Annotated in this window: 18 protein-coding genes and 1 tRNA gene; 11 read left to right on the top strand and 8 right to left on the bottom strand. The window is 53.5% G+C overall.

The annotated features are described in order from the left end of the window. Positions 1-20 precede the first annotated feature (20 nt). Genes ACTIDN_RS10855 through ACTIDN_RS10845 form a run of 3 tightly spaced genes read right to left on the bottom strand, consistent with a single transcriptional unit; the run spans position 21 to position 2,182 of the window. Positions 21-1,139 (bottom strand): nucleoside hydrolase, encoded by a 1,119-nt coding sequence (locus tag ACTIDN_RS10855; RefSeq protein WP_441377058.1) that lies wholly within the window; start codon positions 1,137-1,139, stop codon positions 21-23. Between the two features lie 12 nt (positions 1,140-1,151). Then, the gene (gene cdd / locus ACTIDN_RS10850) at positions 1,152-1,568 is read right to left on the bottom strand and encodes a cytidine deaminase (RefSeq protein WP_441377057.1); all 417 of its coding nucleotides are present in this window, start codon (positions 1,566-1,568) and stop codon (positions 1,152-1,154) included. Continuing rightward, the gene (locus ACTIDN_RS10845; protein ID WP_441377056.1) at positions 1,565-2,182 is read right to left on the bottom strand and encodes a nucleoside 2-deoxyribosyltransferase; all 618 of its coding nucleotides are present in this window, start codon (positions 2,180-2,182) and stop codon (positions 1,565-1,567) included. The genes cdd and ACTIDN_RS10845 overlap by 4 nt, the downstream gene beginning before the upstream one ends. Positions 2,183-2,367: 185 nt before the next feature. On the opposite strand from ACTIDN_RS10845, the gene ACTIDN_RS10840 reads away from it, so the two are divergent. The 3 genes from ACTIDN_RS10840 (at position 2,368) to ACTIDN_RS10830 (ending at position 5,482) form a co-directional block, all read left to right on the top strand. Beyond that, positions 2,368-3,177, top strand: a complete 810-nt coding sequence (locus ACTIDN_RS10840) for a ribonuclease T2 family protein (protein ID WP_441377055.1) — start codon at positions 2,368-2,370, stop codon at positions 3,175-3,177. A 97-nt stretch (positions 3,178-3,274) separates the two neighbouring features. Then, positions 3,275-4,510 carry a NupC/NupG family nucleoside CNT transporter gene (locus ACTIDN_RS10835; protein WP_441377054.1) on the top strand — a complete coding sequence of 412 codons (1,236 nt, stop codon included), beginning with the start codon at positions 3,275-3,277 and terminating at the stop codon, positions 4,508-4,510. 30 nt (positions 4,511-4,540) lie between these two features. Further along, a complete protein-coding gene (locus ACTIDN_RS10830; RefSeq protein WP_441377053.1) occupies positions 4,541-5,482 on the top strand; it encodes a nucleoside hydrolase in 942 nt (313 codons plus the stop codon). Here ACTIDN_RS10830 and tmpT read toward each other — a convergent pair. Genes tmpT through ACTIDN_RS10815 form a run of 3 tightly spaced genes read right to left on the bottom strand, consistent with a single transcriptional unit; the run spans position 5,479 to position 8,073 of the window. Further along, positions 5,479-6,123: a thiopurine S-methyltransferase gene (gene tmpT, locus ACTIDN_RS10825; protein WP_441377052.1), complete on the bottom strand. Its 645-nt coding sequence runs from the start codon at positions 6,121-6,123 to the stop codon at positions 5,479-5,481. The genes ACTIDN_RS10830 and tmpT overlap by 4 nt on opposite strands. 37 nt (positions 6,124-6,160) lie before the next feature. Then, positions 6,161-6,952: an RlmE family RNA methyltransferase gene (locus tag ACTIDN_RS10820; protein WP_415508509.1), complete on the bottom strand. Its 792-nt coding sequence runs from the start codon at positions 6,950-6,952 to the stop codon at positions 6,161-6,163. After that, positions 6,949-8,073, bottom strand: a complete 1,125-nt coding sequence (locus ACTIDN_RS10815) for a Ppx/GppA phosphatase family protein (protein WP_441377051.1) — start codon at positions 8,071-8,073, stop codon at positions 6,949-6,951. Before ACTIDN_RS10815 ends, ACTIDN_RS10820 begins: the two co-directional genes overlap by 4 nt. A 196-nt stretch (positions 8,074-8,269) precedes the next feature. On the opposite strand from ACTIDN_RS10815, the gene ACTIDN_RS10810 reads away from it, so the two are divergent. After that, positions 8,270-8,343, top strand: a tRNA-Gln gene (locus tag ACTIDN_RS10810). Positions 8,344-8,526: 183 nt separating this feature from the next. Here ACTIDN_RS10810 and ACTIDN_RS10805 read toward each other — a convergent pair. After that, complete coding sequence (locus tag ACTIDN_RS10805; protein ID WP_415508507.1) at positions 8,527-8,718, bottom strand: CsbD family protein; 192 nt, start codon at positions 8,716-8,718, stop codon at positions 8,527-8,529. A 200-nt stretch (positions 8,719-8,918) separates the two neighbouring features. On the opposite strand from ACTIDN_RS10805, the gene ACTIDN_RS10800 reads away from it, so the two are divergent. From ACTIDN_RS10800 to ACTIDN_RS10785, 4 genes are all read left to right on the top strand, one after another. After that, the gene (locus ACTIDN_RS10800) at positions 8,919-9,548 is read left to right on the top strand and encodes a glutathione S-transferase (protein ID WP_441377050.1); all 630 of its coding nucleotides are present in this window, start codon (positions 8,919-8,921) and stop codon (positions 9,546-9,548) included. 229 nt (positions 9,549-9,777) lie between these two features. Beyond that, a complete protein-coding gene (locus tag ACTIDN_RS10795) occupies positions 9,778-14,844 on the top strand; it encodes an alpha-2-macroglobulin family protein (protein ID WP_441377049.1) in 5,067 nt (1,688 codons plus the stop codon). Then, positions 14,841-16,880 carry a penicillin-binding protein 1C gene (gene pbpC, locus ACTIDN_RS10790; RefSeq protein ID WP_441377048.1) on the top strand — a complete coding sequence of 680 codons (2,040 nt, stop codon included), beginning with the start codon at positions 14,841-14,843 and terminating at the stop codon, positions 16,878-16,880. Before ACTIDN_RS10795 ends, pbpC begins: the two co-directional genes overlap by 4 nt. A gap of 598 nt (positions 16,881-17,478) precedes the next feature. Beyond that, positions 17,479-18,870 carry an NAD-dependent succinate-semialdehyde dehydrogenase gene (locus ACTIDN_RS10785; RefSeq protein ID WP_415509230.1) on the top strand — a complete coding sequence of 464 codons (1,392 nt, stop codon included), beginning with the start codon at positions 17,479-17,481 and terminating at the stop codon, positions 18,868-18,870. 103 nt (positions 18,871-18,973) lie between these two features. Here the strand turns inward: ACTIDN_RS10785 and ACTIDN_RS10780 are convergent, their stop codons facing one another. Further along, the gene (locus ACTIDN_RS10780) at positions 18,974-19,867 is read right to left on the bottom strand and encodes an ROK family protein (RefSeq protein WP_441377047.1); all 894 of its coding nucleotides are present in this window, start codon (positions 19,865-19,867) and stop codon (positions 18,974-18,976) included. A 110-nt stretch (positions 19,868-19,977) separates the two neighbouring features. Here ACTIDN_RS10780 and ACTIDN_RS10775 point away from each other — a divergent pair, with 110 nt between their 5' ends. From ACTIDN_RS10775 to ACTIDN_RS10765, 3 genes are all read left to right on the top strand, one after another. Next, positions 19,978-20,220 carry a sulfurtransferase TusA family protein gene (locus ACTIDN_RS10775; protein ID WP_048839711.1) on the top strand — a complete coding sequence of 81 codons (243 nt, stop codon included), beginning with the start codon at positions 19,978-19,980 and terminating at the stop codon, positions 20,218-20,220. A 79-nt stretch (positions 20,221-20,299) separates the two neighbouring features. Further along, positions 20,300-20,554: an exodeoxyribonuclease VII small subunit gene (locus ACTIDN_RS10770; RefSeq protein ID WP_371861418.1), complete on the top strand. Its 255-nt coding sequence runs from the start codon at positions 20,300-20,302 to the stop codon at positions 20,552-20,554. A gap of 1 nt (position 20,555) precedes the next feature. After that, positions 20,556-21,494, top strand: coding sequence for a polyprenyl synthetase family protein (locus tag ACTIDN_RS10765; protein ID WP_441377046.1), 939 nt, complete (start codon positions 20,556-20,558; stop codon positions 21,492-21,494). Positions 21,495-21,592: the final 98 nt, after the last annotated feature.

Raw genomic sequence — 21,592 nt, 5'->3', positions numbered from 1 at the left:
GTTACGGATGGGCCGCAAGATCAGGGCTGTGCAATCAGCTCTTTAATAAGGGCCTTCATGCGGGGCACATCAACCGTCAGCACGACCTTTTCTTTCTGCTCATCCAAGCCAGGCTGATACCCTTCCATCCACGAGAGGATGTCACCGTACTGAGCACTAAACGCCGTATTGACGTCTACATAAAGCTCTGCGCTGGTACGGATAAGGCTGGGGTCCAGCCAGACGGCGGCGGCAATTTCATCCCATAAGGGGAAATTATTGGCCGACTTACGCATAATACGCGCAATTGGTGTGTCGGACTGGGTAATGTCTTTCACAAACTCAGCCGACATTTCCGTCTCTGTAGAAGGGTCAACAGGCACCATAAGAATATGCTTCCAAGGCGCATGCATCACAATGGACGCTGCTTCCGGGTCAAACCGGATATTAAATTCGCGGCGGGGTGAATTTACAAACTCCCGCGCGAACTGAGCTGCTGCCGGGCTGTTCAGTTTCTGTTGGGGGTTAAGGCTTCCCCCCATATACACCAGCTCTTTGGCAAGGCTTGCAAATTGCGGGTCCATTTTCTGAGCAAGAGCCAGATTGGTCATGGGCCCGCTTTCAATAATAGTGATCTGCCCCGGATACTGGTGCACCATACGCAGCATGAATGACGCGGCATTTTCCGCTGAAGGCTTTAATTTGGGGTTACCCCAAGGCAGGTCAGGCACGACATCGGCAGGATGGTATGGCGGAAGGGGCTGGTTGGTTTTTTCAACCCACTTTTTCATCCAGGCTCCTTTCCATATCAGCTTGCCATAAAGCGCTTCCCACCGCTCTGTCAGCTTTTCTGAATTCATGAGCGGATAAGTTGCACCGGGTACAACCGGCACCTCTGTCTTGTTGGCGATTTCCAGCCCGCGCAACGCGTACGCAGTCGCCTCTTTCTGCCAGAAATCACCACTAACAGTTGCAAACCCCAACACTTTTACATGCGGAGATTTCAGCACCATCCATTGTGCCAAGGCAAAGCCATCATCATCAAAAACAACCAGACGGTCAGCCTGCTCAGCCTGTGCCAATGCAGGCACACAGGCACCAGCCAGCCCCAACCCGAGAAGGCAGTGTCGTGTAAAACGTGAGAAAAAACCGGGTTTCATATGGCGGTACCTTTATACGTCTTGATCAAGATTTTCTGGGCCAAAAGAGGCTGGCAGCAACGCGTGGAGTGTCTCTTCAAAAAGAAGCTTTCCATCTTCATTCACAACCTGCACACGCGTGGCTGGGGTCGCAAATTCCCGAATTTTCTGGCGGCAGCCCCCGCAAGGCAAGCAGGGAGCTGGACCTTTACCAGCAACCATAATGGTCTTAATTTTACGATTACCGCCAGCAGCGACCATGGCTGCAATGGCACCGGCCTCTGCACAGGTACCTTCCGGATAGGCTGCATTTTCAACGTTGCACCCGGCAAAAATCTGCCCGTCCTCGGTAACCAGTGCAGCGCCCACCTGAAAGCGGGAATACGGAGCATAGGCTTTCAAACGCGCAGCGGTGGCCTGAGCCGCCAAAGTAGCAAAAAGCTCGGTCATGCTTTCTCTCCTGCAACGTTATGCATAAGAACGGAGAGCGTCTGCGCTGCTGCCTTGAAGGCTTCTACAATGTCATCTGCCACGGCAATATCCCCGCCGCTCTGACGGATAAACCCTTCCACCATAGCGTTTTGCAAAAGTCCCTCCGAGTGCACAATCATGCTGTCAGCGTCCAGCCAGCGGGTTTTGCCAGAAGCCTGATGCACGGCATTCAAAGGTTCTTTCCATCCGTGTTCAAAATAGGCCTGAACCTTGTCATGATAACTGCGGCCATCAATTGTGTAGCCCGCCATTGGTTTGTTCTGGGCGGCCATGTAGCCAATTTCTACCGCAGTCCCTGGGTCCATATCTGCGGCACGACGGAAAGGATCTATACAGAACAAGGCACCATCGCACTCATCCATAAGCCCCCGATCAAGCCGGGCAATAAGAAGGCTTGTGTCTTTACCGGCTGGGAGCGCTTCTACTTCATCCTGCCCGTCAAATGGTGAAACACCATGCAAGCGTACGGTCAGGCAGATTTCCTTGAAGGTATGAAACAGCGCCTGAGCATTCTTCCGGAACACGAGGTCTCCGCCAAGATAAATCTTGGGATATGCCTTAGTCTCAGTCATGCAATCTTCCACTGTGTTGCCACTTCAAGGTTTGAAGGGGGTGCTGTTACCAGCTTTCGGTAAAAGCACACGTTAAATTTTCATCTGGAAGGCCATAGACAGTCCTGCTGATAAGGGCAACAAACGGGAAAACATATCCTAACACCCCAACAGTGCGTTCCGCCCCAACCAGTTGAGAGAGCCTTATGCGGTTAGTGTCCAAACGTTTTTCCGGGGCCGTTCTGGCTCTTGCCCTCCTGTCTGGCTGCTCCCATCTTGCACCCCATACATCCCCCGCCAATCAGGACCAGAGCGCTATATCCCTGACAGCGCCTCAACATGGGGATTTTGGGCATTATACACTCGCACTGACATGGCAGCCGGGCTTCTGCTCAGGCCCTAAAGGAAATAGCTGCAATGCTGACCAACCGCGCGAACCGCTGGTCGGACTACATGGCTTATGGGCCTCCCGCCCATCCGACCTGATCAAGACCAACGTACCCGTCACAACATGGTGGCAAAAAGGATGTGCACGTTATACGCCGGATGCCACTTTACCCGCCCCACATCTTTCTGCTTCCCTGACTCAAAGGCTGGCAGAACTGGTTGCCCATACGCACAGCAATTTGGTGGATCACGAATATAAAAAGCATGTGCAGTGCTTTGGTATGGATGGAGAGCAATTTTTTACTGCTGCGGCAACGTTACGTGACCGTTTTGCCTCTCTACCCGCAGCGCATTATCTTGAATCTTCTGCCGGTCAGCTCATTGCCAAGACTGATCTGATACAGCGGATTCAGGCTGATACGGGCGCTTTGCCTGAGCGTGGTGTGCAGTTCCAGTGCAACAAGGACGCACAAAACAGATCTATCCTCTCCCAAATCTGGTTTACGCTTAAACCGGATCAGCTTTCCAGTTTTCCACGCGCAACAGCTTTCCTGAGTAGCCCGCAAATTCAGGACAACTGCCCTGCCCATTTCCTTGTGCCTGAATGGCCAAAACCGGCCACCCCGTAAAATCCGGCCGCCTTTCCAAAGCCCAACTGTTGCGTTTCAAGAACAGTTGGGTCAGGAGTTGGTCTCTCTTTTGTTTTGCGCCAGTTAAGGACAACGAATGCATAGCCGTGGGTGCCTTGGTATTCTTCTTCTCATAGGCATTGCTGTCTGTTTTTCGTCGGACCGCAAACATATTAACATCCGCACGGTTGCAGCCTGTCTTGCAGCACAATTTGCCATTGGGTTTCTGGTATTGCGGGTCCCTGCCGGGCAACAGGCTCTTTGGGCGCTCTCCAAATTTGTAACGGGTATTCTGGCGTGCGGGGATGAAGGCGCGCGGTTTCTCTTTGGTGCCCTTGCCAGCGATAAAATGGCGACCATTTTCCCGAACGAGGGGTTTGTCTTTGCCTTCCGGGTTTTGCCATCCCTCGTCTATGTCAGTGCGCTTATTGCCATTCTGTTCCATGTGGGCTTCATGCAGTTTTTTGCGCGCGTTGCAGGCAAACTACTGCAAAAAGCGTTTGGCACTTCGCCCGTTGAGTCTTTCGGTGCAATTATCACTATTTTTATTGGTCAAAGCGAACTACCAGTCGCGCTCGGCCCCTATCTACGCACAATGGCCGCAACGGAATTATTCAGTGTTCTCTGTAGTGGTGCGGCCTCTGTTTCTGGCGCTACACTGGTTGGCTATGTAGGCTTGGGCGTGCCTGCACACTATCTTGTTGCGGCATCCTTCATGGCCATTCCGGGCGGCCTACTTTTTGCAAAACTGCTGGCACCCCGCCCTCTCGGTAGCCCAGTCGATACACTGGCATCCGGTCGTTTATCGTATCATCAGGCTTTTTTTGAAACGGTGACTGAAGGCGCCATAAAAGGTACCCGCACAGCGGTTGCTGTCGCTGCAACGCTTGTGGCTTTTGTGGGGCTGATTGCACTGGTGAATACCGGCTTGCAGTCTCTTGGTCCTGCCCTGCACGTTCCGGGCCTGTCACTTGAGTATCTGTTTGGGCTTTTGTTCGCCCCCATTGCCTGGTTACTCGGTGTGCCTGCGGCGGAGTGTGGTGTTGTTGGCTCTGTGCTTGGGTTGAAGTTGGTTATCAATGAATTTGTAGGCTACCTGCACCTAAGCCCCTTTTTGCAGAATGGAGCACTTTCCGCCCGCAGCGGGGCTATTGCGGCATTTGCTCTTTGTGGTTTTGCCAATTTAAGTTCCATTGGCATTCTTGTAGCCGCCTTTGGCAGCCAGTGTCCGGAACGCCGGGAAGAGCTGGCAAGAATAAGCGCACGAGCAGTCCTTGCTGGCATGTTGTCCAACCTCATGAGTGCCGCTATTGCGGGCATTATTCTTGTTTAAGCCCCACCATCTGTTTTGCGGGAGCCCTCCATGACGCCACAGAAAATCATTATTGATACGGACCCCGGCCAAGACGATGCCATCGCCATCATACTGGCCTTGGCATCGCCGGAATTTGACGTACTGGGTTTGATTGCCGCCGCAGGTAATGTGCCTGTAGAACAAACAGCGCTGAACGCTTGTAAAATTCTGGAATTAGCCGGTCGCTCTGATGTGCCTGTTTATAAAGGCTGCCCGCGACCAATACGCCGCCCCCCAATTAATGCGCAGCATGTGCATGGCGATACAGGAATGGACGGCCCCGACTTGCCAGCCCCTACCCTAACGCCCAGACCCCAGCATGGCGTGGCATTTTTACTGGACACTTTGGCCAACAACCCCGCCAAAACCATTACCATTGTGACACTGGGCCCGATGACCAATCTGGCAACGGCCGTTATTCAGGCGCCGGATGTTGTTGCACGCGCCAAGCGCGTTGTGTCGATGTGTGGCGCATGGACGGAGACAGGCAACATTACACCAAGCGCTGAGTTCAATGCGTTTGCGGACCCTGACGCCACAGCGATAGTCTTGGCAAGTGGCCTTCCTCTCACACTTGTCCCGCTGGATGTTACTCATAAGTTTTTGATTACACCCGACAGGCTGGAAAAACTCGCGGCACTTTCCGGGCGTTGCGCCCGTGCCGCCTATGACATGCTTAACTTTTCAGCCCGCTTTGACTTAAAAAAATATGGCTGGAGCGGCGCCCCCTTGCATGACCCATGCACCATTGGATGGCTTCTTGCGCCCGAATTTTTCTCCGGGCGGTTTGTCAATGTGGAAGTAGAGGTCGCAAGCCCGCTTACCCTCGGGGCGACGGCTGTTGACTGGTGGAAAGTAACCCACCGACCACCCAATGCAGAATTCCTCAACACAGTTGATGCGGCCAGTTTATGGACGCTCATGTTAGAGCGTCTTTCCAAGCTACCCTAAAGCCGTTTGGGACTAAGAAGCCACACCAACTCCTGTGCCGGGCAAATACCTTTAAGGCCACCTGGCACAGCTACGGCCTCCAGCTCCGTAAGAGTATAATCCGCTGCGTAGAGAGTGCTGAGTTCCCGTTCATCTACCGAGAACGGTGGCCCTCCCCGCTTAGTCTGGTCGTAATCAAGGCAGACCAGCAGTTGTTGGGCTGCGTGTGTAATTTGAACTATATGCGCAGCATAAAATCGGCGCATATCCTGTGGCAGTGCAATAAGCGCCGCACGATCATAAACAGCATCAACCGAACCAAGAGCATCGGCATCAAGACGAAAAATATCGCCGACAAAAACGCGCAGGCAACCGGCGCTATAACACGGACCATAATCAGTTAGAGCGATTTCTGGTTTGTACCCAAGGTCTTGAAATAAACTCTCTACCGCAATTTGGCTTAACTCACTTCCCGTCACACGAAAACCCTGTGCAAGCAGCCAGTGTATGTCCACAGTTTTGCCGCACAGGGGAACAAACACATGAGCGCCGGTAGAAAGTTTTAGCGCAGGAAAGTTACGAAGCAGGAAAGTATGCGGTTCTGGCGCATGAAACCCTGTTTCGTTCCGTTTCCACTTATCAAGCCAGAACGAAGCCTCCATCAGAGCTTACACCTTTTGCGCCAACCCACAGCGGCGGTCACTCTGGGTTTTTCAACCGGTCAGGCCGGAAACCTGTTGCCACAACGTAAAGCTCGCTTGAATCCTTGCGGCTAGCTGGAGGTTTGGCATGACGAACCAATGAGAACGCCTGCTTGAGTGTATCCAACATGGCGCGCTCTGCACCACCTTGGAATACTTTGGCGACAAACCCACCGCCTTCGGCCAGAATATCAAAGGCAAAATGAAGCGCTTCCTCTGCCAAACCGATAATACGGATGTGGTCTGTAGCAGAATGGCCTGTGGTGTTAGGTGCCATGTCTGACAAAACAAGGTCAGCCTTGCCGTCCAACATACCGATCAGCCGTCCTGCCATTTCCGGGTCTGTAAAATCCCCTTCAATGACATCAGCCCCGGCAACCGGGTCAACTGGCAGCAGATCCACCCCCACAACGCGGCTGGCCCCACGTTTGACGATAACCTGCGTCCATCCACCCGGAGCTGCCCCCAGATCAACCACGCGCATACCGGGCTTGATCAGGTGGAAACGATCATCCAGTTCAATCAGCTTAAAAGCTGCACGGGAGCGCCAACCCTGTTTGTGAGCTGCCTGCACATACGGATCATTCAACTGCCGTGAGAGCCAACGCTGCTGGGCGGTTGTACGCCCACGCGCCGTGCGGAGTGATACGGATTTAGAGCGCAGCGTATGAGGCGCATCTGAGTCATCCTTGCTCAGACCCGCTCCGGGTGCACTACTGCTTTTGCGCGCACGCCCTGCCACACGTAAAGGTTGTTTCGTCCGGCCTGAGCCGGTTTTCTGGTCACTCATGATCCCGTTGCCTGAATGGACTGCTGAAAAGGTATGGGGCCAAGCACGGGCGGCCTCTGATAACGCCGCGGAGCAGGAGTTGCCTTGCGGATCATACGTAGCACCATGCCGTCTCTTAACCCACGATCAGCAACAATAATATCCTCAATCGGCCACATATCGTGAATGGCTTCAAAAATAGCGCATCCGGGCAATACAAAAGTGGACCGATCCGGGCCGATGCAGGGGTGAGCCTCTACCCCGTCCGGCCCCAGTTCATGCAGCATGCGTACAGCACGCCGCGCACTGACGGAAGGCAATTGTGAACCGTCAACGGCAGCACGTACATAGCGCGGCAAACCAAGAACAAGGCTGGCGAGCGTTGTAACCGTACCGCTGGTACCGATAAAACGCGTCTGTTTGCGTCGAATTTCCGGCCCTATTCTGTGCACATTTTCAAAATCGTGCAGCGCCTGCTTGGTATGGGCAACCATTTCAGCATAACAGCCCAGATCATACGAACTTTTTGGGCCGAACTGCTCAGACAGGGTAATGACCCCGATGGGCAGGCTAAGATACCCAATCAGTTCTTGTGTCTGACGAAAAGGGTCTACCCGAACCCATGCTATTTCAGTCGAACCACCGCCAATGTCAAAAAGGAGTGCACGATTGCGTGGCACCCCAAAGCGGGGATTATGGATAAGGTTGGCGCAGCTTTCTACCGCCAGGCAAGCTTCTTCCCGTCCTGATATGATGTTGATGTTAAAGCCTGTCTCGGCTCTCACACGCTCAAGAAACTTCGAGCCATTGCCCGCACGGCGGCAGGCTTCAGTAGCAACAGCCCTAATGTCGCGCAGTTGGCGGCGGCCTACACGGTCTGCACAGGCGCGCAGAGCGTCCAGTGTGCGTTCCATCGCAGGCTCACCAAGCATACCCGTGTGGTGTAGCCCTTCACCCAGCTTTACCATCCGGCTGTAGCTGTCCACCACGCGAAAACCCCCGGCTGTCTGGGCTGCCACCATCAGGCGGCAGTTGTTGGTTCCCAGATCCAGAGCGGCAAAAAGTTCATCATCATAAGGGCGAGTATAGGAAGATAAATGGGTCCTGCCCGGGCGGCCGGCCCAGGGGGGAGTATGATCCATCTGTCCGGTCCTTCTTGGTTAAGAGGTTGATACATCGTTAAATCCTATTTTTGGGGAGTGTGGCCAAAGGAGCAAGACAATTATGTGAAAAAAGAAGAATTCTTTTCATTTTCCCCCTTGCGCGCCAAATTCGAGGGTGTTAGATCACCGTCACCGACACGGAAGACATTTTATGACTTCCTGAAAATCTCCTTGCTGGGAGATAGTTTAGCGGTAGAACTACCGGCTCTGACCCGGTCAGCCCTGGTTCGAATCCAGGTCTCCCAGCCAATCTCCCAAAAAAAATAAATATAGCCTTTTTTGAAGCCAAGGCAGTTTGGAACCCGTTACGCTTTTACTAGCGTTGACCCCGCCCCTATCAAGCATACTCATTGGGTCTATTTCACCAAAAAAAGGGCCTGCCGCGGCAACCGCAACAGACCCTTCCCGGCCAACTTCAGTTAGGTAAGGGCGTTAGAGCTTATCAATGCCCTTTTTAACGGCATCCTTCGCATCGCCTGCCTTTTCCTGAACTTTGCCTTTAATGTTCTGGGCAATACCTTCAGCTCTCAGACGATCATTGTCCGTCAGCTTGCCAGCTTCTTCCTTAATTTTGCCAGCGACCTGATTGGCAGCGCCCTGTACTTTATCTGTAAATGAACTCATGGTGTGTTGCTCCTTTACTGTGTACCCCTATAACGCAGCGATCACCAAAACGGTTCCAATTTTTCTAGATAGATTACCTTGAGTAGTTTGATCACCACACTTAGTACCTTACCTACTCCTCCACGGACTGGCCGGAAGAGTGAGATACCGCGATAATTTCTTATTTTAAACTTAAGTGATACTGTTAGGTTTTAGAGCATATGACCAACTTTCCTATTCTCTACAGCTTTCGGCGTTGTCCTTATGCCATGCGGGCACGCTTGGCCTTGCTGGCAAGCCAGACCCACTGCGAAATAAGGGAAGTGAAATTAGCTCAAAAGCCACCTGAAATGTTAGCGCTCTCCCCTAAAGGCACTGTACCCGTCCTTGTTCAACCCGACGGCGCAGTTCTGGAGGAAAGCCTAGATATCATGCTGGCTGCACTGCACCGCCATGATCCGCTAAACTGGCTACCCCACTATAATCCCCATCTCGTGTTAAAAAATGACACGAATTTCAAATTTCACCTTGACCGATATAAATACTCAACCCGCTACAACACGGACGCTCTGGAACATAGAGCCAAAGCCTTAGAAATTTTAAACGAACTTGAACAGCGGTTTGATCCGGCTTCACCGTTTCTAGGCGGACAGGCAATGACCGTAATGGATGCGGCGCTCGCTCCTTTTGTACGACAATTTGCCGCTACAGATACACCATGGTTTGAGGCACAGAACTTACCTGCTATTCAACGCTGGTTAACTGCATTCACAAGCTCCCGTCTATTCGAGCGCGCCATGATACGCCTGCCAACGTGGCAGGCTGAGAACAGGCCCGTCTTTCTGACCTAGACCTCTCCTTTGATCTTCAGACATAACAGGCTCTCTGAACGCCTACGTATCTCCATGCCGCTAAGTTAAACAAAAGCCCACCCCGATTAAGCGAAAACTTGTACTGCTCCCTACAGGGAAGTGTATTTTCGTACAGAATGCCTGTGCTATTATGACCAGACTTGATCATGCGCGAACCAGGTCTGGTTTCAGCGGCGTTTTTATATGGCGGAGCAAGACATTGGCCGGTTTGTCCAGACAGTTTCCAACACTCAGTCTTATGTTGCTTGGCATTGCAGGAGCCGCTCCTGCAATCGCCCAAACTCAACCTCCGTCTGCGCCGCCTCACTTCCAGTTCAATCGCACTGTGTTGGATGCTACAGGAGAACGCCCCCAACTTTGTTTGGAATTTAATGCGCCACTTGCCACTAAGGACGCGAAAACACTTGCCCATAGTGTAACACTTGTTCCCTCAACATCTTCAACTCCCTCCGTTGCGGGCAATCGCTTCTGTGTTGGTAATCTGACATTCAATACGCGTTACAGCATTTCTCTTTCCACGGCCTTTACTGCGGCTGATGGTCAACACCTTCTGCAGCCTGTCTCCATTCATGCACAATTCGGTGCACGGCAACCTCGGGTTAGCATGGTGGGCAGCGGTTACATTTTGCCGGAGCATACCCCTCATGGCGTGGCTATTGAGAGCGTAAATATCGACACTCTCAGAATTCATGTTTTTCAGGTTCGGCCCTACACACAATTTCCAGGGGTCGACTCCTTAAATGCAGCCGATCTGGATTTAGGGCAAAGTGCTCTATCGGCCTGGAAATTCCGCTCTCTTTTAGAATCGAGCATGCAGGAAGTCTGGCACGGCACAATGAACGTGCGGAACATGCAGGACCAATCGGTAACGACGGCTTTTCCTCTGCCGGACGTCATCGGCAAGACACCGCAGGGTCTGTATCTTGTGACAGTCGAAAACGCAGCAATACCGGCAAACAGCAGTCCGGTAGAGAGCGCATTGGCTGAAGCTAAAAATCGTGAGCGCAATGAAGCCTACTCCCCCGCACTATATCAGGATGTTGCAGCACGCTGGGTAAATGTAAGCGATATTGGCCTGACCATGCTACGCGGGGATGACGGACTGGGCATCAGTGTCCGATCACTGCAAACGGGCACTCCTAAGGCTAATGTAACCCTCTCCCTGCAAGCCCGAAATGGCACCATTCTGGAAAGCATAAAAACGGGGAATGATGGCGTGGGCCATTTTTCCGCTCCATTACTACAAGGCGCCAATGCGGAAAAAGCAACTGTACTCGTGGCTGAGGCAGGACGTGATTTCAGCTTTCTACATCTAGACCGACAATGGTTTGATTTCTCAAACTGGCATGATCTGGAACACCAACAAACCACACCTGTTGCAAGTATCTCTGGCCTGCAAGCCCTTATTCAGCCCGACCGTGGCATTTATCGTCCCGGTGAAACGGTCCATTTGCTCAGCCTGATACGCGACCGCGCTGGCAAGGCTGTTGATACGGCACAAGCAACCCTCGTGCTGCGTCGTCCAGACCTGATGGACGCCCAACATATCCCGCTAAAACAGGGAAAAAGCGGCGGCTACACCACAGATTTGCCCCTAAGTGCAACTGTACCAACCGGCCTGTGGCACGCTGAAATTGTTACGGACCCGACGCTGCCCCCAATTGGTACGGCCCAGTTTGAGGTGAACGACTTTGTGCCTCAGATCATTTCCGTAGTCTTTAAAGCGCCTGATTTTGCTGCGCCCGATACCCCCATCACGCTCTCAGGTAGCGCACGTTTCCTCTATGGAGCGGCAGGCTCCGGGCTGTTAAGTGACAGTTCTTATCAGGTAGCTCCAGATCCAGCCCCTGTTCCCGGCTACAAGGATTGGGCTTTTGGACTGGAAAGCGAGGAATTCTCTCCCCTAAGCGGCCCTGTTGCTGCTCCCCCAACGGATAGCAAAGGGCTGACAACTCTTACCCTTTCGCCGGAAATTCCTTCTGGCCTGACCAAGCCACTCGTGGTGGACGTTACCGCAGGCTTGCTAGACCCTACAGGCCGGCGGGTGAGCGAGCATGTCCGCATCCCGGTTCGTCGCACGGCCCCGCTTATTGGCGTGCAGGTTACTCCTAACGATGCCTCTGGACCTGAGACCTCTCCGGTCCCTGCAAATATTATCTGCTTTGCACCCGATAATACGCCATTAGCGCAGAAAACCCTGCATTGGTCCCTCGCAAGGGTAAACCGTATTTACAACTGGTCTCACACAGCGGAGGACGGCTGGACCTTTTCAAGTCACAGTGTGGATGTGCCCATGCAGTCTGGCACAACCACGACAGACGCCAAAGGCCGTAGCCTCATCACCCCCATGCTGGATTGGGGCGAATACCGGCTTACCGTAACCGCCCCGGACAGCACGGCAGCAACTTCGTCACGCTTTTTCTCAGGATGGGGCGGCCTATCGAGCGATACCAACACCCCGGACCAACTCCCGGTTTCCACGCGTGATGCACAGATCATGCCCAATGGAAAAACCATACTGCATATTGGCAGTGGGTTTGCAGGACAGGCCCAGATTACACTGGCAACAGACCATGTACTCTCAACCCAGACTGTGGATGTGCCAGCAACAGGACTGGATGTCCCGCTGACAGCCACCCCCGAGTGGCATTCTGGTGCTTATGTTCTTGTAACACTCTACAGGCCTCTCGCCGCCAAAAGCGCGACATCCCTTCGTCCTCATGATCCCGTCCGGGCCGTTGGGCTTGCATGGGTGGGGGTTAATCAGTCCGCACACCATTTAGCGGTCTCTCTGCAAGCACCCAAAGAAATTCAACCACGCACAACCCTGAGTGTGCCAGTTGATGTGCAGCTACCTACCGGCCCCTCCGATAAACCAGTTTACGTTGCCGTATCCGCAGTTGACCAAGGCATACTGAGCCTAACGCACTTCACACCCCAAGATATGTTTTCTGCCCTTTACGGCAAACCACGCCTTGGCGTTGATATGCTGGACAATTATGGTGCACTGCTCCTCAGCAGTGCTCAGGCAGGGCAGGTCCGCTCAGGGGGTGATAGTGCCGCCGCAAACGATGCCGCCGGGCCGCAAGTGCACAGCACACAAAGTGTTGCCCTGTTTTCTGGCCCTGTAACGCTCGATGCCGCAGGCCATGGAACCGTCACATTCCCTGTGCCGGATTTTGATGGTCAACTGCACCTTATGGCAACGGCGTGGACAGACGATGCCGTTGGCAACGCTCAAGCTGACACTGTTTCTCATGATGCAGTTTTTCCTGAAATAGGCCTTCCCCGGTTTCTGGCTCCCGGCGACACTGCCAATATTCTTGTATCAACCATTAACAACACGGCGCCGGCCGGAACCTATACGGTTCAAATTACCACCGATGGACCAGTCCACCTGACTGGCGCTGCTCAGACCGAAGCCACCCTCTCCCCGGGAGCACGAAGCGATATCCGGGTCCCACTGGCGGTTGATCCATCTGCCACAGGCTCGGAGAGTACAGGTATTGCGCGCATTAACCTGACTTTACTGCGCAAAGGCAGCCGTACTCCGCTTCTTAAACGCTCTTGGCCTCTTGGCATCCGTCAGGCACACCAACCCATCATGCTCTCCTCCGTGATGGCGTTGGACGCAGGCAAAAGCCAAACAGTTGATAAGACCATGCTGGCAGGTCTGATACCAGCCAGTACGACTATTGCGCTCAGCACGTCCGCTGTTGCCGGGGTGGACAGCATTGCTCTGCTCCAATCCCTTAACGCGAGCCTATGGGGAACATCGGCAGACCTCGCAGCTCAGGCCCGCGCCCTCCTTCTGGTGTCCAACCCTGCGCTCATCAGCACACATGAAACGCAGGAGACGCTCCACCGCAAAATTCAGTCAGTTGTGGATACGCTGTTAAACCGGCAAAGTCCCTCAGGTGAAATAGGGCAATGGCAGGCTAATGACGGCCGCTGCCTGCCAGATGACCTGATCTACATGGCGGACTTCCTGATCCGCGCAAAAAGTTCCGGGTATGTCGTTCCTGATGATAAGCTCTCCATGCTTCTGGACCGCATAGAAAGCACACAATTAGCAGGCGACCTCACATCGTCCTCATCCGTGAGAGATCTGAATGAACGCGCTTACGCTGGTTATGTTCTGGCTCGTGCTGGCCGCCTGCACCCGGAAGCAATGCGAAGCCTCGCTTCCTCCCTTATCAGCAAAACTGTGGACAAACGCACCACGCTTCTTTGGGCAGATGTTGCCACCGAACATGCGCAGGCCACACCACAAGCCATCGGCCACCTTGCAACTGCCCTCGCCTTGGGCGGGGAAGCTGATGATGGCAGCCTTACCGCGCCGGGTGCTCTTTTTTCATCCGCCATGGCTGCTCTTGGCCCAGCGCGGAATGATCGCCCGCCTCTTGAGCTTAGTGGTTTATACTGGGCCTATGTGCGTGATCTGGCATGCTTGGCCGCTCTTGCCGCTGAAGCGCACAATACAGAAAACGCCTACGCGTTACTCACACGCTTTAGTCGCCTGCCCCTTGCCCCTGATGACCTGAAAGGCTCTGTCAAAACGGCGTTGCTTGAGACTGCTGCGGCCCTGAATAACGACACTGCAGACCGTAGCTTGCGCATTGGCGCTCTGAATTTTACTGCTCCGCTCAAACTTCCTTTTATTCAAACACTCAGTGCAGATCAGGTGCAGCACGGCGTAGCTGTTGAAAATACCGGAAAAAAGATCCTGTTTGTCTCCACCACGGTACGGGGTGCTCCTGCGGGTCAGGTCTCGTCACTGGATAATGGCTTGTCCGTTCATATGCAGGGCTGGACACTGGGCGGGCAGCCTTTCGATCTGACGCAAATGCGCCAGAATGATCGTTTTATTGTCAGCATTGATGGAGATGCGCAGAAACCCGGTGATTATGCAGTGCTTGTCTCAGACCTCCTGCCTGCAGGATGGGAGATTGAGCATGTTATCACGCCAGAAGAAGCTGGAAGCGCCGACAGTGAGAGCGATGAGGATGATACAAAGACCTCAAAGCCTTATAACTTCCTGAAAGATCTGACGTACACCGAGAACACAACCGCCCGTGATGACCGGTTCACAGCCTTCCTGCACTTTAACACGGGAGACGTACGCCCTACCAAGCGGGGCTTCCGGGTTGCTTACATTGCGCGCGCCATTACTCCAGGCGTGTTCGCACGACCTGAAACACTCGTGACGGCTCATGAAAGACCTGCCATTGCGGGGCGTACGGCCTCCTCCACCGTTACCATTCTTGCGCAGTGACACTGGAAAATCAGGCCGGAGTTTCTAAAAAACAGCCCGGCACAATCCTGCCATGGTGGAGCAGGCTTTGCGGCGCTGGGCTTTGCGCGTTAACGCTTTTGGTGGTGGCACTGGCCGTAACAGATAGACTCTTCCCACCCTGCCTGACGCGAGCAACGCAGGCAGCTATTCTGGTGTATGACCGGAATGGTGCCTTGCTGGACGGCCATACCAGCAGGGATGGCTTCTGGCGGATACCGGCGCACGCCGCAGAAGTGGACCCTCTCTATCTCTCCACCTTGTTCAGGGTAGAAGACCATCGCTTTTATGCTCATCCGGGCATTGATTTTCTGGCGCTTGGCCGCGCCTTTCTGCAAATTCTGGTTCGGCATCATATTGTCTCTGGCGGGTCCACGTTGGCTATGCAGACCGCGCGCCTGCTTACGCCACACCGCCATACTATGATGGGAAAAATACAAGATCTGACACGCGCCCTTCAACTCGAATGGCATTATGGGCGGGCTGGTGTGTTAGATCTCTACCTAACCCTCGCCCCGGAGGGGCGGAATATTGAAGGCATTCGTGCAGCCAGCCTTCTTTATTTTGGCCACGAACCTTCCCGCCTTACCGCTCAGGAAGCCGCTTTTCTTGTTGCGTTGCCTCGTCGCCCCGCGGCGTTACGTCCAGACAAACACCCTCAAACCCTCATTCTGGCGGCACAATCCATTTTACGGTCTACCACACCACCACCTTCCACTGAGATGATGTGGGTGGCTCCTGCTTTCAGCCATATTCAGCATCACGCACCTGAACTCACAACATATCTTGCAAAGCGCCACTCGGGGGGCATTGTCCAAACCACGATTGACAGCAGGCTTCAGCAGAGTGTGTGGCATATTACCCAAGCCCGACAAGCGCCGCTACGGGGCACGTTTGCTGCGTTAGTCGTCAATCGGGAACAAGAGATTGTTGCCTGGGTTGGCGGGGCCGAACATACCTGCCCGGGCTGCGCTATCAATATGGTTACGACATCTCGCTCACCTGGCTCGACCCTCAAGCCATTTATTTACGGCATGGCGTTTGAAGCCGGGTGGCTTACCCCCCAAACGCGTATCGATGACCGGCGGATGGCTGTGGGAGGCTATGCACCATTTGACTTTGGCCATGCTTTTACAGGCGAGACCACAGTTGCAGAGGCACTCCAACTTTCACTCAATGTACCAGCAGTTCAGGCGCTCCAAAAGGTGGGGCCACGGCGGTTTGTTGAAAGGCTTACGGCAAACGGTGTAGCCCTGCACCTCCCTTACGGCGAAGTGCAGCCGGGCCTGGCAATTGCCTTGGGTGGAGGTAATATCACGCTGGCTGACCTAACGCGCCTCTACACAGGCTTCACGCACTCCGGCATGATTTCAGAGCTCGTGGTGAGCCATCCTGCCCCTTCAACAGCCCCAACACGCTTATTAACCAGCCGCGCCAGTTCTGCTGTAAGAGATATTTTGCGCGGGACTGCGCCACCCCAAGGCCTTACGGCATGGCACACTTTAGGCTTCAAGACCGGTACATCTTATGGCAACCGGGATGCATGGGCGTTCGCTACGTTACCTCGAGGATGGACCATTGGTGTATGGGCAGGCAGACCTGATGGCACCGCTGTGCCGGGCATGACAGGCAGGGATAATGCAGGGCCCGTTCTGGCTGATATTGCCAGCCTTCTCATGCCGGCCACGGCAGCATCTCCTTCGTCCCCACAACAGAAGCCCACAGCACCTGCCCTTTCTCCTGCCCTGATAAAGGCGACCCGGCCCAAAGCGCCACAGATCATCTTTCCCAAAGATCATTCGGAAATTGAAAGCCGCGGGCCTGATGGCTCCATGCTTCCTGTTGGTTTGGAGGCTTCCGGGCGATGCTTACCGTTTCAATGGTTCGTCAATGGTGTTCCCCTGCCAGTTGCACCTGGAGCGGAACCCATATGGTACCCTTCATCTCCCGGCTTTGCACATCTGACGGTAGCAGACTCATGCGGAAAACATGCGGATGTGAGTATTCGCGTGCGCTGAGCCGTTGAAAGAGAACGAACCAGTTATATATGATAAGGGCAGTGGCGCTGTAGATCAGACATCTTAACCGCAGCTTAATATGCCCACTGAGTACAATAACTGAACTCTCAAGGTTGGCTGAGCCACCATAGCTACCTTTTGATTTTTTGCATTATTACCGAAACCACTAAAAAATATACTAATTTAAACCCTGAAAATCACCTTTTCGTTATAAAATGTTTCTCTTATTTCACGTTCAGCATAAATCCACTGCCTTGGCATGCTCTAAAAAACTATGTAATATCAATCATTCTCGTGAGCAGGGAGCAGTGTTAAGCTCTCACCCTATTCCGGGCCGTACATTACGCTTTTCCGTCCTGAGAAATACAGGAACCAAAGCGCCCGCAGACTGTTGAAGACGCAAAGGGATCAGAACGAAACAGGGGTTAGGCTCATTATCGTCCGGTTCGTATCATGCCGCGCTTATTGGCCCAGTCAGAGCAAATCTGATTATCGGGCAAAACAGACGCGCAGACCGGTTCATGCCCCTATGGGGAGTCAACGCCCTTTACGGTGGTCCCGTCTTCCAGACCCAACCTTTAACCGCGGATTATGAAAAATGGCATACGCAACAATCAATCCCTACACCGGTGAAACGGTCAAAACATTTCCTGATGCAACCGATCAGGAAATCCAGACAGCTCTGACCGACGCTTATGAGGCCTTCAAAAGCTGGCGTGACGTATCTTTTGCCGAGCGTGCAAAAGTTATGACCGCAGCCGCAAACATTCTGCGCCGTGATATTGATAAATATGCCAAGCTGCTCACCCTTGAGATGGGCAAGCTGTACGAAGAAGCAAAGCTGGAAACCATCCTTTCCGCCGAGATCTTCGAATATTACGCTAAAAATGCGGAAGAACTTCTGAAGTCTGAAAAGCTGCCAGTTGCAGACCCAAAAGAAGGGGACGCCATTCTGGTTCATCAGCCTCAGGGCATCGTGTTTGCCATTGAGCCTTGGAACTTCCCCTACTATCAGATTGCCCGCATCATCGCGCCTCAGCTCTCTGCTGGTAACACGGTCCTGCTCAAGCACGCCTCTAACGTGCCGCAGTCCGCTGCAATTTTCGATGCTCTGATGATCGAAGCAGGCCTGCCCAAAGGGGCTTTCCGCAACCTGTATGCAGCACGCCACCACACAGAAGTCATCCTGAATGACCCACGTGTTTGCGGCGTTGCTCTCACCGGGTCCGAGGGAGCTGGCGCGATTGTTGCTGCTGTTGCTGGCAAAGCGCTCAAGAAAGCGACCATGGAACTGGGCGGCGCTGATGCTTTCATCGTGCTGGAAGATGCCGATGTTGAGAAAGCTGCAAAGTGGGCTGCATTTGGCCGTCACTGGAATGCGGGTCAGGTATGCGTCTCTTCAAAACGCCTGATTGTGGCCGATGCAGTTTATGACCAGTTCCTGAGCGTCTACAAAGCCGAAGTTGCGAAACTGAAAGCTGGCGACCCGATGGACCCAAGCACAACCTTGGCCCCGCTTTCTTCACAAAAAGCTGCTGACGACCTGAAAGCTCAGGTAGAAGAAGCCAAGAAGCATGGCGCTGAAGTAGAAGTTATTGGTGCGCCTGTGCCTGAAAAAGGTGCCTTCTTCCAGCCACTTCTTATGACCAACCTGCATGAAAACAATGCTGCCCGTCATTGGGAGTTCTTTGGCCCGGTAACTCAACTTTACCGCGTAAAGGACGAAGCTGAAGCTATCCGCGTTGCCAACGACACGCCCTACGGCTTAGGTGGCTCTGTGTTTACCAAAGACACCAAGCGTGGTGTTGAGGTTGCCAAGCAGATTCATACGGGCATGGTCTACATCAATCACCCAACCATGGTGAAAGCTGACCTTCCGTTTGGCGGCGTGGCACGCTCCGGTTATGGCCGTGAACTTATCGGCCTTGGCATCAAAGAATTCGTTAACCACAAACTCATCGACGTTGTGGATATTGATGCACCGTTCTAAGTAAAAAAAGCCCCCAACCTTAATGGGTTGGGGGCTTTTTTATGCTCATAGTCCCGTTGCATAAAAATGCAGGCCTTCCTCTTAGGAGCCTGCATTTTTTATATTATCCCCATAGCCACGCGGCACCACGCACACCAGAACTGTCACCATGTTTATTCTTCAACAGTTCTGTATGGCATTCGGGTGTGATCGTATAACGCTTCATAACCTCAGGAACGCGTTTATAGATGGTATGCAGGTTTGAAACGCCCCCACCCAACACAATCGCATCGGGGTCCAGCATATTGACCACCAGTGCGCAGGCGCGCCCCAAACGCTCAATATAAAGATCAAGAGCTTTTACGGCTGCCTGATCGCCATTTGCTGCGGCTTCTTCAATACCCTGCGTGCTACGCTCTCCGGGGCCTTTCCATAATTCCGCCAAGGCCGAACCACAAAGAAAGCGCTCTATGCAGCCCTCGTTGCCACAAAAACATTTAGGCATAGGGAATTCTTCTGCGCGAACCCATGGCAATGGAATATGGCCCCACTCGCCAGCAATATGGTGCAGGCCTGTTAGCGGCTCATTATTCACCACGATGCCTCCGCCAACGCCTGAACCGAGAATAACCCCGAACACCACCTTGCGGCCTGCTGCCGCTCCATCGATGGCTTCAGACAAAGCAAAGCAGTTGGCATCGTTTTCAACGCGTACGGCGCATCCAAGCGCACGCTCAAGGTCATCACCAAAAGGCTTGCCATTTAGCCACGTTGCATTCGCATTCTTCACGCAACGCGTTCTGGCATCAATAGCGCCAGGAATGCCAATACCAACAGTTGCCACGGGGCTCGTTTTGGCGCGCGCGTGATTGACCATCTCGGTCATTTTTACGAGCAGTTCCTCGTAAGTGCCCGGGTTTGCCTCTCTATGCCGAAGCAGAATTTTTCCTTCCGGATCAAGGGCGGCAATTTCAATCTTGGTGCCCCCAAGATCTATTCCAAGGCGATAATCTGACATTCAGAGACCTAACGAGAAGTGAGCAACAACGCGAATAGTATAGCGGCATGGGATAATTCTGAAAAATATGCAATCACATATCTTTCCTTCTCTAAACAAGGCACTGTGTCATGAATGAGACTCTCCTTGATGCTCGGGGGCTAAATTGTCCCATCCCGGTTCTTAAAGCCAACCGTCTCTTACGCTCCATGACGGCCGGAAAAAAATTGAGGGTCCTGACCACGGACCGTTCATCCATAACCGATTTTCAGGTTTTTTGCCGCGAGACAGGCCACGCGCTGATCGCCTTTACAGACGAAAACGGCACCCTTTGTTTTACCATCCGCAGACGGGAAGACATGCCTTCAGCGTAAGGGGGTTATGTTTTGTGATGCGTTTTTGTCGCACTAAGACTTGGCAGAACGGCCTTTATCGGAGTAATGCCTGCGCCTTATGACGGATAGGAAGACCTGCGCCATGACGGATACCATCAAGTCCCTGTCCTTTGAGGACGCACTTTCCGAGCTGGAGAAGATTGTGCGTGGCCTTGAAGGCGGCCAGTTGAAACTGGAAGAGGCGATTGCGTCCTATGAGCGTGGGGCAGCCTTACGCCAGCATTGTGAAACCAAGCTGAGCGAGGCCGAGGCCCGCGTTCAGGCGATCGTCCAGAAAGCTGATGGCTCTCTGGACATGAAACCTATGGATTGAGATGTCGATGACAAACCCGACAACCATCTCCCCAGCGCAGCCTTCTGCAAACGCTGCCGTTCTGCGTGACGATATGTCTGTGCGCGCCAAACTGGTTGAAGCGACTTTAGATTCGCTCCTGCCCCCTACAAAGGGTGGTGACGCACGCCTGATAGAGGCCATGCGCTACGCTACCCTTGGGGGCGGAAAGCGCCTGCGCGGATATCTGGCAGTTGAAACCGCAAGCCTTTTCGGTGTGCCTGAGCAGCAGTCTGCACGCGTTGGCGCGTCTGTTGAAATGCTACACGCTTACTCTCTTGTTCATGATGACCTGCCGGCCATGGACGATGATGACCTACGCCGCGGCCAGCCTTCCACGCACCGTAAGTTTGATGAGGCAACCGCCATTCTGGCGGGAGATGCCCTGCAAACCAAAGCTTTTGAAGTTCTGGCAGAAAGCGCCACCCACGCAGACGCTGGCGTCCGTATCGCCTTGATTACTGCGTTTGCCGCTGCGTCTGGTGCTGCTGGCATGGTGGGCGGCCAGATGATTGATATGGAAGGCGAAGGTCGCGCTCTGCCTCTTGGGGAGGTGCGGCATCTGCATGCCCTCAAAACAGGGTGCCTGATCCGTTATTCCGCCGAATCTGGAGCAATTCTGGGCAAAGCAGACCCTGACCTGCAACGCCGTCTCCGCTCTTATGGCACCAATATTGGTGCAGCCTTCCAAATTGCCGATGACGTGCTTGATGCAACGGCAACCGCTGAAGAACTGGGTAAGACAGCCGGCAAAGACGAAGCCTCAGGAAAATCAACCTTTGTTGCTTTGCTTGGCATTGACGGCGCCCGTGCTGAAGCAGAACGCCTCACACGTCTAGCCATTGAAGACCTCGCTCCGTTTGGAGCAAAAGCAGACCGCCTGAAGGCGCTCGCCTACTATGTGATTGAACGCAGGAACTAAACCAATGGCAGAACAGACGCCCCCCCCCATCCCCACCCTTGGCCGTTTTCCTGCACTGGACCGGGTGACCTATCCGTCAGACATGCGGAACTTCTCGG

This window comes from Acetobacter sp. (genome assembly GCF_052102375.1).
Lineage (GTDB): Bacteria > Pseudomonadota > Alphaproteobacteria > Acetobacterales > Acetobacteraceae > Acetobacter.
The sequence above is the reverse complement of the archived record's forward strand: the minus strand, read 5'-3'. Positions and strand labels throughout refer to the sequence as shown.